The organism is Shouchella rhizosphaerae, assembly GCF_900142675.1.
Lineage (GTDB): Bacteria > Bacillota > Bacilli > Bacillales > Bacillaceae_D > Shouchella > Shouchella rhizosphaerae.
The window spans coordinates 602,801-619,483 of record NZ_FRBS01000002.1; the positions used below are offsets into that span (position 1 = coordinate 602,801).

Consider the following 16,683-nt stretch of genomic DNA (forward strand, 5'->3'; position numbering starts at 1 on the left):
AATGAAGAACAAAGCTACTGCGATAGTGCTAATTTTTGTTTTGCTGGTGCAAACATTTATTGCCCAGTTAGCAGGAGCGGTGCAAGTGTATGCACAAGAGCCGGAGGCCAGCACATTTGAAGCTTTGGCTAGCCTTGTTGATGAAAACGGGGAGCCATTAACAGAAGAGGCCACACTAGCAGCAGAAGACCAAGTGCATGTAAAGATTGATTGGTCATTAACCGGACACACACAACAAGAGACATACCACATAAAGTTGCCAGAGCAATGGCAGCCAGACAAGATTGAATGGAAAGACGAAGGACATGGGGACGAGATGGTTACATACTCGCTAAATGGAACAGAACTGACCATGTCTTTCCCGGAGCAGGAGGAAGCTGTACAGGCAAGCGGCACGGTTGAACTTTCTGCTTATTTTTCGCAAGATGCAATTGGTGAAGCCGCGGAAACCGATCTTGTCTTTCTAATTGGAGACACAGCGCAAGTCATTCCAGTGTCTTTTCAGGTAAAAGAAGAACTGGAGCAGGAGCCTGTACAAGAAGAGGCGCCAGCGTCTAGTGAAGAAGAACAAGTAAACGAGGAAGGCGACACGCCTGAATCGAAAGAGCAAGCGCCAGAAACGGAAAAAGAAGAGGAAACGCCAGTGGTAGACGAGGAACAAGTCGCTGCTGAAGAAAAGCAAGAAGATGCAAGGAAGGAAGAACAAGAAGAAGCAAGTAAAGAAAAGGAAGAAAATGTAGAGGCGAATGATCAAGAGGCGGACACGACAGAATCAGCGGAAGCCGATGTAGTGAGCCAGGCAGTTGTCGGGGAAATTGAGAAAAATATTATTACAGGCATCGTCCTTCGGGATGGGGACGGCAATTTGATCAACGCTGATGAAAATCCAGGAAACAAGCCAGCGCTCGGTGATGATGTTCAAATCGAAATCACCTGGGAGCTTCCAAATGGCCATGGTTATGGAAGTGGCTCGACATTTACGTTTTCCTTGCCAGACATTTTCCACGTTTACAATGACGTGAATGGTGAGCTCACATTTGGAGATACAACAGTCGGTTCTTTTACGTTAAAGGAAGATGGCACGGTTGTTATGACATTCAACGAACAAATCGAGGAATTATCGAATGTCCATGGGCTGCTCAACTTTCGGACAATTATTCGTGAGGACCTTGTAGGCGACGTCGATCGCGAAGTCGTGTTTGACGTCAAAGATGAAGTGGTGGCCAACATTCCAATTTCGCTCCAACCGAAGGCAGGATCGGCCATCGATAAACGGGGGCAAGTAAACCGTGCCTACAATGCAACAGAAATTGAGTGGACTGTCGATTTTAACAAACAGTTAAAATCAATCAATCAAGCTGTGCTGAAAGATCCGATTCAACAGCACCAAGCATTGAAAAAAGGTTCAATTGAAGTCTATAAACTGGATGTCCAGCTTGACGGCACTGTTAAGCAAGGCGAGCGGGTAGACCCGAGCGCGTATACGGTCACAGAAGACCCGTTTGACATTCAGTTTGGCGATATTTCTTCTGCTTATCGGGTCGTATTTTCCACAGAGATTACCGACGAAGACGGCACGAACTATGCCAATAAAGCGACATTAACAGGCAAGAATAGTGAGGATCTGTCGGCAGAAGCAAGTGTAACAACAAGACGCGGCCAGGCACTAGCAAAGCGCAATGCAAGCTACGATCCAGCTACACAAACGATTACGTGGGAAATCCATTATAATTACAACGAAAAATCGATTAAACAAGCAGACGCTCTGTTGGTCGACTCGTTTAGCGAAAGCCACGACTTGATTGCCGATTCAATAAAAGTGGAGCGCATTACCCTTGATGAGAACGGCAACGAAAAAGAAGCATCGAACGCAGACAATTATGCAGTAACGCCAGGGCAACACGGTTTTGAGCTGAAGTTTACAGAAGACATCAACGATGCCTACAAGATTACGTACAAGACGAAAGCAAATGAACGGGTCTTGGAAGACGGCAAGATTGATAACATTGTTCAATCAGGTGGAAGAGAAGCAAAGGGAAGCCAAGGAACGAGCCAGCAAGTGCTCCATAAAGGCTATTCCAACATCAACTATAAAGACAAAACGGTCCAATGGCGCATTGACTTTAACCGCGATGGCTATGAAATGAAAGACGTGTTCTTTACCGATACGTTTACGAACGGTGGGTTAGAGCTAGAAAGAGATTCGTTTAAAGTGTTGCGGAAAGGGACAGAAGTCGACCCATCGGAATATACGTTGGCAGAAACAGATGAAGGCTTTACGCTCCGCTTCCATGAACCAATTTCCGAACCACATCAGATCGTATATACAACGAAGTTCCACTACGACGAGCTGAAAGGTGACCAATTCCGAAACCACGTTCATATGAAGTGGACAACGGAAGACGGGAAAACGTGGGAAAAAGAGGCATCTTCAGGTTTCAAACCGGACACGTATACAACGAACAATGGCTTTAAAAATGGTTCTTATAATGCGGTGACGAAAGAAATCACGTGGACAGTCGGCATTAACTACGACTTAAAGAACTTGACGGTGATGAACGTCACAGATTACATCAAAGGAAAACAAACGCTTGTCGAAGGTTCGATTGAAGTGTATCGAGCCGAATTGACAGGCGGCAACAACGGCATTAGAAAAGGCGAGAAACTGAGTCCAAGCGAATATGAACTAGATTTGCTTTCAGATGAGAAGCCAGGTTTCCATGTGCGTTTTCCAGGCGAACGCGACGACGCTTATATCATTGAATACAAAACAAGTGTGGAAGGCGAGTTAATCGTCGACCGCTATGACAACACAGCTACCCTTAGCAGTGAAGGGCGAGAGCCAGTTGATTTAAACGCCCATGTGACTGTTCAACATGGTGGCAGCTACGTGAAAAAAGCAGGCAAACAAAATGGCAATGTCATTGATTGGAACGTTGCTATTAACGCTGGCCAATCAAAAGTATCCGATGCAAAAGTCATCGACCAACAACAAGCGAACCAAATCTTGCTTGAAGACTCGTTCCGCCTGTATGCAACAACGGTCAGCGGGAACGGGCAGTTTGCAAAAGCAGAAGAGCTGGAACGTGACAAAGACTATACGCTTGAAATCAACACGGCTGATGACGGATCGCAAACGTTTGTCCTCTCCTTCTTAGAGGACATCACCAGGCCGTATATCCTCGAATACCAGTCTTACATTAATGCAAGCGATGGCGAGGAAATTAGCAATACGATTAAATTTGAAGGCAAACAAATTACAACTGAAAGAACGGACTCAAGTGAAACGATCAAAGTCCGGCTCACTGATGGCGGCGGCAGTGGCTCAGGGAAACGCGGCAGTCTCGAAGTCATTAAAGTCGACGCCAACAGCAAGGAAGTGTTGCCAGGTGCACGCTTTACGCTGTATGACAAAGAAGGCAAAATTGCTTTACGCACTGTCGTGACAGACGAAGACGGCAAAGCGATATTCCGGAACTTGCGCTACGACGATTATTTGTTAAAAGAAGACAGTGCCCCTGATGGGTATGTTGTCGGTATCGATGAAAAAATCGTAAAAGTAGACAGCGAAACGACAACAATCACGGTGGAAAACAAGAAAATCACCCGTGACGTTGCGTTAACCAAAGTTGATGAAGAAACGAAGCAAACGCTAGCTGGCGCGGAGTTTGCATTAGAGAAAAAAGCAGGCGACAATTGGGAGACAATCGAGGAAGGGCTTGTGACGAACGAAGACGGCCAACTTGTATTAACCGAATTGGAACCTGGTGACTACCGGTTTGTCGAAACGAAAGCGCCTGTCGGTTATGAACTTGACAACCAGCCAATCGAATTCACGATTGACGACAAACAGACAGAACGAATTCTTTTAACAAAAGACAATGTCATCATCAAAGGCAGCGCTGTTTTGAAAAAAGTCGACGCAGCCACTGGTGAACCACTTGAAGGCGTATCCTTTAAGCTCGTCCAAGACGGAAAGACAATAAAAGAGGGGCTTGTCAGTGACAAAGATGGCTTCGTAAAAGTAAGCGGCCTTCGTCCAGGATCCTATGAACTGATCGAAACGACAGCGTTAGAAAATTACAAGCTAGACCCAACGCCGATTCCGTTTGAAATTGAAGCGGGCCAAGAGAAAGAACTCACTATTGGCGAGAAAGAGAATGCTCTTGTCACAGGCGGCATACGTTTGACAAAAGTCGATGGCGATGACAATCGCCTTGCCCTGCAAGGAGCCGTGTTTGCCCTTCTTGATGAAGACGGCAATGTCTTAAGGGAAGGGCTAGAAACAGATGAATCTGGCCAGTTGACGATTGAGCAACTCGCTCCTGGCAACTACCAGCTTGTCGAAACGAAAGCGCCTGTTGATTATGAACTCGATGACACGCCAATTCCTTTTACAATCGAGAAAAGCCAACAGGAAACGATTCAAGTTGAAAGAAAGGTCGAAAACCACTTAATCACGGGAGCAGTCGAACTGAAAAAACAAGATAGCAAAGACGGCTCAGCTTTAGAAGGAGCGGAGTTCTCCCTCTATACAGAAGACGGTGAACTTGTGGAAGAAGGCCTTGTTACCGGTGAGAACGGGACAGTGTATGTTGAAGGCTTGAAGCCAGGCAAGTATTACTTTGTCGAGACACAAGCACCTGCCCATTACCAAGCTGATGATACAAAGCGTCCTTTTACAATTGAACGGAGCCAGCTTGAAAAAGTAGAGCTCATCGTCGAAAACGTACTCATCCCAGGTGCGGCCACATTAATCAAAGTCGACGAAGACAGTGAAAACGTCCGTCTAGAGGGGGCCGTTTATACCCTGGAAGATGAAGAGGGAACGGTCATTGAAGAAGGGTTAACCACGGATGAAGAAGGGCGAATTGTCGTCACTGACTTGCCTCCTGGCGTTTACTATTTTATTGAAACGAAAGCGCCTGAGCATTATCAGTTAGACAATACGCCAATCAAAATTGAGATTGAAAAGGGCCAACAAGAGGCCGTTCAAGTCAAAGCGGTTAATACACTCACAACAGGCAGCGTTGTGCTTGAAAAGCATGACAGCGAAAGCAATGCGCTGTTAGAAGGGGCGGAGTTCTCGCTTGTTGACGAAAATGGCAATACGGTCAAAGAGGGACTCACGACAGACGCAAACGGCCGCATTGTCGTTGAAGGATTAAAACCAGGCAAATATGCATTTGTGGAAACAAAAGCGCCTGCCGATTATCAGTTAGACGAAAAGCCAATCCCGTTCGAGATTGTTCGCAGCCAAAAAGAAGCACTCGTTGTGGAAAAGAGCAACACGTTAATTCCAGGTGCCGTTGAATTGCTGAAAGTCAATCAACATGATACAGCCGAGACATTAGCGGGTGCTGAATTTACGTTGCTTGATGGCGAAGGGAATGTTTTAGAAGAAGGGCTAACTACAGACGAAGAAGGCAAGCTGCGCGTTGAACAACTTGCCCCAGGCACGTACCAGTTTATCGAAACGAAAGCGCCACAAGGCTTTGAATTGTCAAGTGAACCGTTGCCGTTTGTGATTGAACGGAGCCAGCAAGAAACGCTAAAAGTTACTGCGTTCAACGAATTAATTCGCGGCAAAGTCGAGTTGAGTAAGGTTGACAGCGATAATCAAACAATCGCCTTAAAAGGGGCCGAGTTTGAACTGCGGACGAAAGCAGGCGAGTTTGTTGCTTTGTTTACAACCAATGATGAAGGCAAACTGTTAATAAACGGCATTTTGCCAGGGGACTATGTGCTCGTCGAAACGAAAGCACCTTTTGGCTATCAACTTGATGCCACACCAATCAATGTAACAGTTGAACGTGACCAAAAAACAGCCGTTTTGGTCACAAAAGAAAACACGCTTATTCCTGGTTCGGTCATTGTGGAAAAAGTTGACGCAGCTGACCAACAATTGCTATTAGCAGCAGCGGTGTTTAGCCTTTTGGATGAAGCAGGGAATGTGTTGGAAGAGAACCTTATGACTGACCAACATGGAAGACTGGAAATCAACAACCTGCCGCCAGGCGACTATCAACTTGTCGAAACAAAAGCGCCTGAGCACTATCAGTTAGATGCCACGCCGATTGTGTTCACGATTGAGAAAGGCCAGACTGTTACGCCAGTCATAACGGTTGAAAACACGCTTATCCCTAGGGCAGCGGCATTGATTAAAGTGGACCAAGACAATGGCGATATCCGCCTTGCTGGTGCGGAATTTATGCTGACTGATGCAGACGGAAATGTGGTAGCAGAACAACTGGTGACAGATGAAAATGGGCTCGTTGCCGTTAGCGATCTAGCACCAGGCACCTATTATTTCGTGGAAACGAAAGCGCCGCTCCATTACGAACGTGACGCAGAACCAGTAGCGGTTACAGTAGAAAAAGGGCAAACGGAAGCAGCGGTTGTCAAGAAAAGCAATACGTTGATTTCAGGGGCTGTTGTACTCGAGAAAGTCGATAGCAGCGACCATTCTAAGTTGCTTGCAGGAGCAGAGTTCCGCCTCGAAGACGAACAAGGAACTGTGATCCAAGAAAAACTGGTAACGGATGAAACAGGACGGATTATTGTCACCGACTTAAAACCAGGCAACTATCAATTCGTAGAAACAAAAGCGCCAAATGGCTACGATTTAAATGAGGAAGGGCTAGCCTTTACGATTGAACGGAGCCAAGAGGCTGCTGTTGTCGTCAAAGCTGAAAACACGCTCACGCCAGGAAGCGTCGAAATTGTGAAGGTTGACAGCAGCGATGGCGCACGTTTGGAAGGAGCCGTCTTTACCGTGCTAACAGAGGATGGCGACATGGTTGCAGAAGGGCTGACAACCGATGAATCAGGCAGCGTACAGCTTGATGGGTTAGCGCCAGGCACGTACCAACTTGTTGAAACAAAGGCGCCAGCTCACTACCAGCTAAACGAAACGCCGATTGCGTTTGAAATTAGCAAGGGCCAAACAGAGCGGCTTGTACTAACAGTTGAAAATACTCTCATCCCACCAGGTGAGGAACCAAAAGAACCACAACCGCCTAGCGAGCCAAAGCAGCCACTGACAGAACCAGGCGATGGTCAAACGCCAACTGGGCCACAAAACAATAACGGCGGCACAGGAACAGGCAAGACAGGGACACCAAAAGCAGGTGGCGGTGATCCAAGTCCGCTGCTTTCAAAAGGAGCACAGCCTGCTTCAGGGGGACAATTGCCGCAAACAGGCGAAACCGAAATGTTCATGTTTATGGTTGCCGGATTGTTGCTGATGGCGATTGGCGCTCTTACACTAGTGAACGGACGTTTGGCAAGAAAAAGGGGATAGAAAGAAGGGGCATTTCTTGCGAAAAAGGACACTTTTTATAGGAATGTTGCTCATCATTGCGGGATTGGCGCTTGTCGCTGTCCCGCTAACAAAAGAGTGGCAGCAGGCAAATGGAGTGGCTCAACTGGAAAAAGCGCTAGCCGCTGTCCAAACGGGAGAAACGATTGAAAAGACGGATGATTCACCATCCTCTTGGACAAAAGAACAGTTAGAGGCAGTAATGGAACTGGAAATCCCTGCAATTGACTTAAAGCAGTATATACTTGATGAAACCACGGATGAAAACTTGGCCTTAACGCTAACGCAAATAAAGCAAGAACAAGTGCCAGGAGAAGGAAACTTCGCGGTCGCGGGCCATCGTGGCTACCGAGGCGACAGGCATTTCCGGCAATTGCCAAATGTGCAAAAAGGTGATGAAATTCGCCTTCATGCCGATGACGGCAAAACGTATATTTATGTGGTCAAGAGCACGGAAATTATCGAACCAACTGATGTAGATGTGTTAAACGATGGAGAGCAGCCGGAAATTACATTAATTACGTGTACGCTGTCTGGCCAGCAGCGTGTAGCGGTGAAAGGCGATTTGATTGATGTGATTGAAGCGTAGAGAAAGAATCAAACAGACGAGCGACGGTTAGTGCCAACCGTCGCTCGTCTTATTTTTTTAATTCACGTTTCAAATAGCGAATGCCGAGAATAAGAAAATAACCACCAAGCCCAAAGAAGCCGAACAAAAACACGATTGCAAAAATCTGATAAAGGGCTGTTCCGATTGAAAATTGGTCCAATGGTAGACTTCCTTTCCTATTATTTTAAGAAGCAGCGAACAGACAGGCGTTGATCCTGGAAACGCGTTAGCCTGCTCATTGCTGATGAACGAGCTGTTAAGCGCTTTTATCCGTACTGGATCAGCATTAATGGCCTTTTTTCTTTTTAAGCCTGCGAAATAATTCGAGCTGTTCACCTAAAAATTCTTTTTCTTCCTCATCTAAATTCGTAAACGTATAAGCAGAGCCGTTTTCTTTTACTTTGTCGGACGGGGCAGTTTTGATATCTGTCTCTCCCGCAATATACGCAATGGAAACATTATATTTCTCGGCGAGCTGCTTTAATTTGGCAATCGAAGGTTCGTTGCGGCCTTGTTCGTAAAAACCGTATGCACTTTCCGTAATGCCAAGGAACGAAGCGACTTCTTGTTGCGTTAGCTGGTGAGCTTTCCGCAGCTCTCGTAAGCGGTCATTCAGTTCAGCCATAAACAAATCCTTCCTATTTGTTATTGTCACAATTATACAACTAAAAGTTGGGTAAAGGAACAAAACGAACATGAACACTCTGTAAAATTGGGTAAAACACTTGACTCCCTAATTTACGTTGGCTAAACTGACTATAAATGGGAGCGCCTTCCTACATAACTCCATGACTTGCACGTGCTATTAAGGGCATTCGGTACGGCCACTGCCGTGTATCCTCTTACGAATTGAAGGCGCCTCATTTTGAAAAGACTGATTTTATTGACAAGGAGGTGAAGAAGTGGCGGATATCCCCTACAGCGTCTGTTCCTGTTTATACACGGGCATCCAAAAAAGCATTGCTTTTCTGACAATGCAAGCCAATGCCGTGCAAGCATCAAAGGAGTGTGTATGGAAAAGGTATGACGACCAGCTGTATCACGAAGTAAAAGAAGCGTTGCAATGGCACCGCCAACATTGTATGGCTGATACGAGCCATTTAGAAGAAGCGTTGCGTGTTTTTGAAAACGCCTATAACCAAGTACATGATAAATAGGAGCAGACGTCTTTCTCTGTAAGGTCGTTATGGTACGACTGCGTATTAATAAAAACGGTACCATTAACAGCTAGCAAAAGTGGCGATTGCCACAGAAGCCCCACTTCAAGCAATCCGGCTGAGCAAGCAGTGGGTCGTTCACGTGTGAAAAAGGGGTTGACTATGAAAGATGCATATCTCATTTTAGCGGTTGTAGGATGGGTGCTGTCCGGATGGTATGGGACCAGTCGGGGGAAACCAACATAGCGAAGAAGAATACCTAGATATAGAGTCGCTTGAAGAGCGCGCTCTGCTGTTGGCTTTTACTATCGAAGCGCTGTCTGCTAAAACGATATAGGAACACCAAATAAACGCAAGCGTCGCAGCGATTGAGACGTTTGCGTTTTGCTATCCATTTCATGTTCTCATCAAAAAAGAAAGAAACCAGACAGCGTGTGGCTGCTCATCCGCTGCGGCTCTGCGAAAAGCCTCTTGGACAATTTGCTGAGAAGCTCGGTCAGCTGCTTTTAGGTAGAAATCCACTGTATTTTGTTCATCGTTGAATGCAAATGTTAACCCATCCCGATAGTGGGCTGGGCATTCCTCCGTTATCTGTGGTCTTGGCTGTCTGTTCGTCAACTGTATGGCAGAAACGCGGATAGGTGTCTGTCTTTGTTTGTTACTCTTGTTTCTGGTGTGTAGCGTACGCAATTAGGGGGAGACAGGAGCAAGAGCGGGCTTGAAAAAGGGAAATGGTCCCGTGCTAGCAAAGTTTGCGCTAACGATCGATCGAGGAATACGGGTGGGAGCGGGTAAAAAGAAAGGGAGCTGACCAATAAGTCAGCTCAATTACAGTAGGCCATCTTATCTATACCATCAGGCTAAATAGGTTAGCTTCTCACTGCTTAAAGAAACAAAGCAATAATCAACAAGAGAGAGAAAAGCAGAAAGGCGCCATTTAAAACGAGCCCAATGATTTTGACAGATGGTTTAGCAGCTTTAAACGCGAACAAGACTCCAACAATAGAGAGGAACGTCCATAAGCCAATCGTATATGTCGGTTCAAATTGAAAAAGAGTGCTCACATAATACAAAATAACGTTTAAACAAAACAGGATAATGGCTATCATCAATCTTCACTACTTTCCTTTAAAAGTCTACGTGCTCTTTTAGTTGATCAACTCGGGGGATTCTTTCTTATATAATTGGCGATCGACAAGTTCACGATAAAATTGGTGATGCTCGATTAATTCATCGTGTGTTCCTTCGCCTGTTATTTCCCCGCTTTGGACAACAACCAATTTGTCTGCATGCTGCACGGTCGACAATCGATGGGCGATTACTAGCGTTGTCCTAGAGAGCATGAGTTGATTGAGCGCTTCTTGTACTAAAAATTCCGAATGGCTGTCTAGATGGGCGGTGGCCTCGTCTAACAGTAAAATTTGCGGATTTCGCAAAATGGCTCGAGCGATCGCAAGTCTTTGTCTTTGCCCACCAGATACTAAAATGCCTCTTTCGCCCACTTCCGTTTCTAAGCCGTTTGGCAAAGAGGTAATAAACGAAGTCAAATTTGCTTTTTCTAAAGCTGCGTGAATGTCGGCATCGCTGCTTTTTTCAGCATGCCCATAAGTAAGGTTGTAGCGAATCGTCCCCGCCATTAGCGGAGAATCTTGGGCGACATAGGCGATCTTTTGTCTCCACTCCTGGACATCAAAGTCATTGATTGGTTGGTTGTCGTACTCTATCGTCCCTTCGCTTGGTGGATAAAATCGTTCTATTAATGAGAATAAGGTGGTTTTACCTGCACCGCTAGGGCCGACAATCGCCGTTACTTCACTGGCATTGGCGGAAAAGCTTACATTTTTCAGGATTTGGCTGCCATTCGGATAAGAGAAAGACACATTGGAAAATCGAATGCCATTTACGCGGGCAACTGTTTCTTGATTGTGCGGATAAGATACACTGGCCGCTAATTGAGATTCCAAATTCTCCTCCATAATATAGGTGATCCGTTCTGTGGCGCCTTTTGCTTTTTGCAACTGCGTAAAAAAGTGGCCCATTTGTGAGATTGGAGGGATGATTTGGAACATGTAAAAAACAATCGCAACTAATGTGCCGGCCGATAAAGTGCCATTGGCCACTTGTATGCCTCCGTAACCAAAAACGACGACTAATACCAACAAGGTAATGGTTGTCATCAATGGAGAAATGATGGCCATTATTTTTCCGGTGTCCAATCCATGTTTTAACAGTTGATCGATTCTGTTGTTGCCTTGAGATGTTTCCGGGTCTTCTGCTATAGAAGATTTGACTAATCTAATATCTGACAACACACGCCCTAAATCCCCTTGAAATGATGCTGTCTCATCTTGTAATGCCTTCGACACTTTGTATGTTTTTCTACCTAGTGGTTTTAATACAGCTAGCGACACAGGGACAATTAACAATAAGAGCAGCGTGATGCTCCAATTTAATGCAAACAGAATTATAATCGAACCAATTATTTTAATGGTTCCAGATAAAAAAGGAATCAATTGATCGGTAAAAAAATTTTTAATAACATTTGTGTCATGAGTAATTCTGCTCATTGTTTCTCCGGAGCTGTTCTGGTCATAAAATGAGACTGGCAATCGTAACACTTTGTGCCATAGATCTTTGCGTAATTTTGCCACCATGATCTGACCAATGTAGATCATCATATACATGGAGATGCCTGACAGAATAATTTGTACGATAAAGACGCCTGCGATTAGGGCAGCTGTTGTACCACTGAAATTTGATTCAACAGTTATGTCCACGAGATTCATTGTTAATAAGGGGACAGCAAGAGAAAGCGCTGTTTCCATCAGGACTAAAAACAAAGCTAGCCCAAGTAGCCACAGTGAAGGGCGGTAAAGGCGCATTAGAGAAATGAACTCTTTTAATTGAATCGGTCGTTCAGTTGTAGACCCCATATGATTCTTCCTTCCTGGTCGAAAGTTTGTCTGATAGCAGTTTCTTGAAAGGCAAATTGTTTGTAAAGCTTGCAAAAAAATGCGCTTCCTCGTAGTGCTTTAAAATGTTTTTGAAGGGAACACCTTTTTTTTCTAAACATAGCCCTTTATAATAAAGAAATTGCCCGACATATGCCGTACAAGCATAATTCCTAGATAATTGCAGACCTTGTCCTATATCTTTTAAAGCAGCATCATAGTGGTGGTAGTTCAGTTCAATGATTGTTTTTTGGTACAAAATATAGATTTTTAAGTTTTTTTTGTGCAAATAGGTGTTTTTTCCTTTAATTCCTTCAACCGATGCAAGGCTTTTTTGTAAATAGTCTAACGTTTCGCTATATGAATATGTTTTCATGTGGGAATGGATAATGCCTAAATATAAATGAAACTTTGTTTGAATAGACTGTTCAAATGGCAAACAGCCCGCCATGCATTTTAATTTCATCCATGTGGTTTGAGCATCCTTTTTCCTGCATTGATATTCGGAGAACAGATGATGGATCCTTATATAATCTTTAAACCAATTAGGGAATTCCACCGCCTGGCCACAGTCAATTAATTGTGCAGTTAGCCTGTTCAGTTCCTCGTACTCTTCATGTAAAGACAGTTGTTCAATCATTTCATAAGTGGTTTCGATGTATTCACCATTGTAGGACGTGCTGAGCGTTAAAAAATGGTCGACAGGCACCCCTAGTTTAGAAGCAATGGCTTCAAGCACGATTATGTTTGGAATGTACTTCCCATTTTCAATTTTGCTTATTGCTGATTGGCTGACAACGCTAGAGCTAATATTTTCTTGCGACATGCCTAGTTTCATCCTTAAGTTTCGGATCTCCATGCCAATTCGATTATCCATCATATGCATCTTCCTTATCATAACCTGTATTAGTTGGTTTTTTTAAGTGAGGATGGTTATCGAAAGATTATCAGGCGTTTATCAGAAATATATCAGATCGACCAAATTTCAACATGTATTTTCCAAAAAAATAGGGGCTATAGTAGTGAGTTTTTCAAAAAACAAACAAAGTTATTCTAATTGTCATAATTTATAAGAGATACTGTAAAAAAACAGGCTCAACATCGACATGGATCATTTTTAGCCAATTAATGACTGAAAACGATATTTCCATTTTGCTAAAATGTTTTTTACAGTTAATTTGTGCCGGGGATTCCTGGCAAAAAAAATAGGGGAGGAATTATAAAATGGAAAAAGCTTTTGACTTGGATTTGGAAGTAGTACACACGAAAGCGAAGGATGTACAACCAGATTTCACAAGCGTCAGTTTCTGTACTCCTGGTTGCGGGGAAACGGGTAGCTTTAATAGCTTCTGCTGCTAAGAACAAAGACTTTTGATTATTTACATGGGATTGCCCCTCAAAAATCTTGTATTTTTCCAAAATACAGATTTATAAACTTGAGCAAGGGCAATCCTGTTTGTTTTTCATTTGAAAGGGGCGTTCATAGCGATGAGAAAAAGCGAACAATTATTATATGAGCCTGTAGACACAATCATGTTGAGAGCACCGATTTTGTCATTATCGCATGACCATCAAAACGCGTCCAAAGACGATATTATCCCTATTTTAAAAGAATACATAGAACGGCCTGAAATAAAAGAAGCACTAGCGGTTGCCAGCCCTAATTTATTTCAGTCTTTAGATAAAATTCATGGCGATCCCCGTTCCAAAAAAACGAGGAACGCTGTTTCCAGCTTGTTAAAGTTTTTAATAAGGATGTCTAGCCGGCCAACTCCTTTTGGTTTGTTTTCAGGCATTGCTATTGGTGAACTTGGCAATAAGACAGTGGGATCTTTATTAGACACGAAGCAACACCAAAAGAGAGCACGTCCAGATATGGAGTGGTTGCTTGGAGTAGTCAGCAAAATAGAAAAAAACCAAACGATCGCTAAAAAGCTTAACGTTGTTTTTAATGATGCTGTGTATCAGACGGACGATCGAGTCTACCTTCATTATTTTTCTAACTGTGGACAGTTACGAAGCAGTGAAAACCAAGAGCGAAAAGACAATATCTCGATCAGAAAAACAGTGGTGGTGGAGTTTGTCCAATCGGTAGCGAAAAAGCCGATTTCGATCTCTGAATTAATCAATCAGCTTCAATTAACATATACGAGCGCCTCTATAAATGAAATTGAATCGTTTGTATGGAATTTATTCCAACAAGAATTTCTTATCAGTGAATTAAGGCCGCCAATCGTTAACTGTGCGCCTTTATCCTATGTCATACAAATCCTTGAATCCATCCCTGAAGCGACGGAAATAGGGGCGATGTTAAAAGGAATTGAAGCCGATATCGAAACGTATAACCAATTGCCTATAGGGCAGGGATTAGATTTCTTTCAAACGCTAACGGCTAAAATGCAAGACATTCATCCTAGCAAACAGCCGTTGCAAGTGGACTTGCGCTTAACATGCGCAGAAAAGGTTAGGATAAATCGGTCAATTGGCGAACAAGTGGCCAATGCGGCAGAGTGGCTGTGGAGGCTTTCAAAAAATGAGACTGGAGTCGCCCATTTAAGGGAGTACCATGTTGAATTTCTTGAGAAATATGGGGTAAATCGAGAAATTCCTCTGCTAGATTTGTTAAGCGATGAGAAAGGTTTAGGGGCGCCGCCAACGTATAAATACCCGCCTTCAGCAAAAAGTGTCAACCCGCCTCAAATGAAGAGCACTCATCGTTTGTTAATGGAAAAATACATCCAGTGTTTAAGGGAAAATGCAAAAGAAATAACATTGACCGAATCTGACCTGCAAAAGCTAATGGATAACGACACAGATGACGTTTTTGCTCCCAATTCCGGGGAATTATTTGTTGAAGTGCTTGCTTCATCAGCAGAGGAAGTTGATAAAGGAAACTATCAGTTGGCAATAGGAACCAATGTGGGCTCCCAAGAGCTAGGGCAAACATTCGGCCGTTTCTCGGATATGATTGCTAGCGAAGAGAATAGAAATTTGATGGAAGAACAAAAGAAAATAGAGGAAACATGTACGGACGTTGAAACCGAATACGTAGAGTTGAGTTTTCTGCCCCAAAGTGGCCGTGCAAGCAACGTTTCTATTACGCATTCCACACGGAATTTACATACGACTATTGCCACCAATGCAAACGGCCAAAACAAAAAATTGTTGTTAGAAGATATTTTGGTTGGGGCGACACTCGGGAGGTTTTATTTAAAATCGAAGAAGTCGAATAAACGTCTCGTATTTACGTCAAATAACATGTTTAATTACGAGAGTGCACCAAATTGTTTTCGGTTTTTAAGGGAGGTTTCTTTAGAAGATGGAAAGGCGATTCAAGGGTTGAATTTGGGAAGCCTTAGAGAGTTCGCTTTTATTCCTAGAATTACGTCTGGAAAAGTCATTCTTTCACCGGCAATTTGGAAAATAAACGATCAAATAGAAGAATTATCTGATTTTTCTATGCCACTTGAAGAATGGATAGAGCAATTTTCAACATGGATGAAAAAAATGCAGGTACCAGAACGGGTCTTTATGGCTTATGGGGATAACCGATTGTACATCCACTTAAAGAATGACAACCATTTGCAGGAATTAAGGTCGGAACTACGGCGCAGAGGACGGGTACAGTTACAAGAAATCATCGGCGGTTATCGGGAGAAGCAGTGGGTAAAAAGCCCTTTAGGCAGACATAATGCTGAATTTATTGTTCCTTTCAAGAAAAGGCCTCATGTGCCCGCAAAACCAACGGTGATGATTAAGCCAGTTGCAGAAGTGCCAATTGAATGCAGGGAAAAAGAACCGGGGACGGACTGGCTTTATTTTAAGCTTTACGGGCCTACCCACAAACAGCAAAAACTGATTTCTACACAAATTCCAACGCTTGTAGCCGAGTTAGAGAATCACAAACTTATAAATAGCTGGTTCTTTATTCGCTATTATGACAGCGAGCCCCATCTGCGGCTAAGGTTTCACGGAGATCCGAAAACCTTGTTGGCTGGTGCACTGCCGGTATTTCAAAAATGGTATGCAGCCCAGCGCCTTGCGGGGAACGTTAAAAAAGTTGTAATTGAGCCATATGAACGGGAAATTGAACGATACGGCGGCCTTTCGCTTATGCCTCTAATGGAGCGATACTTTGAAAAAGACAGTTTGTTGACATCAAATTTGCTTGGATTGAGTAGTAAGCAAGCACTGAAAGAACCGCTAGAATTAATCGCATCCATGTATGTTGTTTATTTTCTAACGGAGTACGGTTGGCACCATGAGAGGCAATTGGAGTGGATTTCCAAGTGGAGTGAGGATCCAGCTTACTCCAAGGAGTTTAGGCCTTATCGGAATGATGTGCTTAAATGGCTAGATCAAGAAGAAAACTGGAAGGCTCTAAAGGAGCAGAAAGGCTTTCTCTTTAAGCTGTTTTCTAAAAACGAAGCAATCATACACGAGCTATCCCATAATATGGAGAAAACGCCGATGACCAATACAGAGGAAAGAGTTGTCGGGAGCTTGATCCATATGCATTGCAACCGCTTGCTCGGCACAGACCGTGATAGGGAGAAAAAAGCAATGGCGTTTGTGCGCCAAATTATTGAAAGTCAAAAGCATTGGAACAAAACGAAAGGGCGACCATTAAACGTATGAGGTGAT

Annotated in this window: 10 protein-coding genes; 5 read left to right on the plus strand and 5 right to left on the minus strand. The window is 43.8% G+C overall.

The genetic code is table 11. The annotated features are described in order from the left end of the window. Position 1: 1 nt before the first annotated feature. Together BUC05_RS08950 and BUC05_RS08955 are read left to right on the plus strand one after the other, a co-directional pair. Positions 2 to 7,303: a SpaA isopeptide-forming pilin-related protein gene (locus tag BUC05_RS08950; RefSeq protein WP_073304600.1), complete on the plus strand. Its 7,302-nt coding sequence runs from the start codon at positions 2 to 4 to the stop codon at positions 7,301 to 7,303. A 16-nt stretch (positions 7,304 to 7,319) separates the two neighbouring features. Further along, positions 7,320 to 7,910, plus strand: a complete 591-nt coding sequence (locus BUC05_RS08955; protein ID WP_011248403.1) for a class D sortase — start codon at positions 7,320 to 7,322, stop codon at positions 7,908 to 7,910. Positions 7,911 to 7,959: 49 nt separating this feature from the next. Here BUC05_RS08955 and BUC05_RS21910 read toward each other — a convergent pair whose 3' ends face one another. Continuing rightward, a complete protein-coding gene (locus BUC05_RS21910; protein WP_257006945.1) occupies positions 7,960 to 8,091 on the minus strand; it encodes a hypothetical protein in 132 nt (43 codons plus the stop codon). A gap of 126 nt (positions 8,092 to 8,217) precedes the next feature. Beyond that, on the minus strand, positions 8,218 to 8,556 hold the full coding sequence (locus BUC05_RS08960; protein WP_011248401.1) for a helix-turn-helix domain-containing protein: 339 nt from the start codon (positions 8,554 to 8,556) through the stop codon (positions 8,218 to 8,220). 277 nt (positions 8,557 to 8,833) lie between these two features. On the opposite strand from BUC05_RS08960, the gene BUC05_RS08965 reads away from it, so the two are divergent. Further along, positions 8,834 to 9,088: a hypothetical protein gene (locus tag BUC05_RS08965; protein WP_035203450.1), complete on the plus strand. Its 255-nt coding sequence runs from the start codon at positions 8,834 to 8,836 to the stop codon at positions 9,086 to 9,088. A gap of 884 nt (positions 9,089 to 9,972) precedes the next feature. Here the strand turns inward: BUC05_RS08965 and BUC05_RS08975 are convergent. From BUC05_RS08975 to BUC05_RS08985, 3 genes are read right to left on the minus strand one after another with little or no spacing between them, the layout of a single operon-like run. Further along, the gene (locus tag BUC05_RS08975) at positions 9,973 to 10,197 is read right to left on the minus strand and encodes a hypothetical protein (protein ID WP_035203448.1); all 225 of its coding nucleotides are present in this window, start codon (positions 10,195 to 10,197) and stop codon (positions 9,973 to 9,975) included. Between the two features lie 39 nt (positions 10,198 to 10,236). After that, positions 10,237 to 12,021 carry an ABC transporter ATP-binding protein gene (locus BUC05_RS08980; protein ID WP_035203446.1) on the minus strand — a complete coding sequence of 595 codons (1,785 nt, stop codon included), beginning with the start codon at positions 12,019 to 12,021 and terminating at the stop codon, positions 10,237 to 10,239. After that, the gene (locus BUC05_RS08985; RefSeq protein WP_167369566.1) at positions 12,005 to 12,916 is read right to left on the minus strand and encodes a helix-turn-helix domain-containing protein; all 912 of its coding nucleotides are present in this window, start codon (positions 12,914 to 12,916) and stop codon (positions 12,005 to 12,007) included. Before BUC05_RS08985 ends, BUC05_RS08980 begins: the two co-directional genes overlap by 17 nt. A gap of 347 nt (positions 12,917 to 13,263) precedes the next feature. On the opposite strand from BUC05_RS08985, the gene BUC05_RS08990 reads away from it, so the two are divergent. Beyond that, positions 13,264 to 13,398, plus strand: coding sequence for a gallidermin/nisin family lantibiotic (locus BUC05_RS08990; RefSeq protein ID WP_073304601.1), 135 nt, complete (start codon positions 13,264 to 13,266; stop codon positions 13,396 to 13,398). A gap of 129 nt (positions 13,399 to 13,527) precedes the next feature. Beyond that, positions 13,528 to 16,677, plus strand: coding sequence for a lantibiotic dehydratase (locus tag BUC05_RS08995; RefSeq protein WP_035203442.1), 3,150 nt, complete (start codon positions 13,528 to 13,530; stop codon positions 16,675 to 16,677). The last annotated feature ends 6 nt before the right edge of the window (positions 16,678 to 16,683 follow it).

Coding starts and splice junctions, on each gene's coding strand:
- BUC05_RS08950 (WP_073304600.1), top strand. CDS start 2: ATGAAGAACAAAGCTACTGCGATAGTGCTAATTTTTGTTTTGCTGGTG.
- BUC05_RS08995 (WP_035203442.1), top strand. CDS start 13,528: ATGAGAAAAAGCGAACAATTATTATATGAGCCTGTAGACACAATCATG.
- BUC05_RS08975 (WP_035203448.1), bottom strand. CDS start 10,197: ATGATAGCCATTATCCTGTTTTGTTTAAACGTTATTTTGTATTATGTG.
- BUC05_RS08990 (WP_073304601.1), top strand. CDS start 13,264: ATGGAAAAAGCTTTTGACTTGGATTTGGAAGTAGTACACACGAAAGCG.
- BUC05_RS08960 (WP_011248401.1), bottom strand. CDS start 8,556: ATGGCTGAACTGAATGACCGCTTACGAGAGCTGCGGAAAGCTCACCAG.
- BUC05_RS08980 (WP_035203446.1), bottom strand. CDS start 12,021: ATGGGGTCTACAACTGAACGACCGATTCAATTAAAAGAGTTCATTTCT.
- BUC05_RS08985 (WP_167369566.1), bottom strand. CDS start 12,916: ATGGATAATCGAATTGGCATGGAGATCCGAAACTTAAGGATGAAACTA.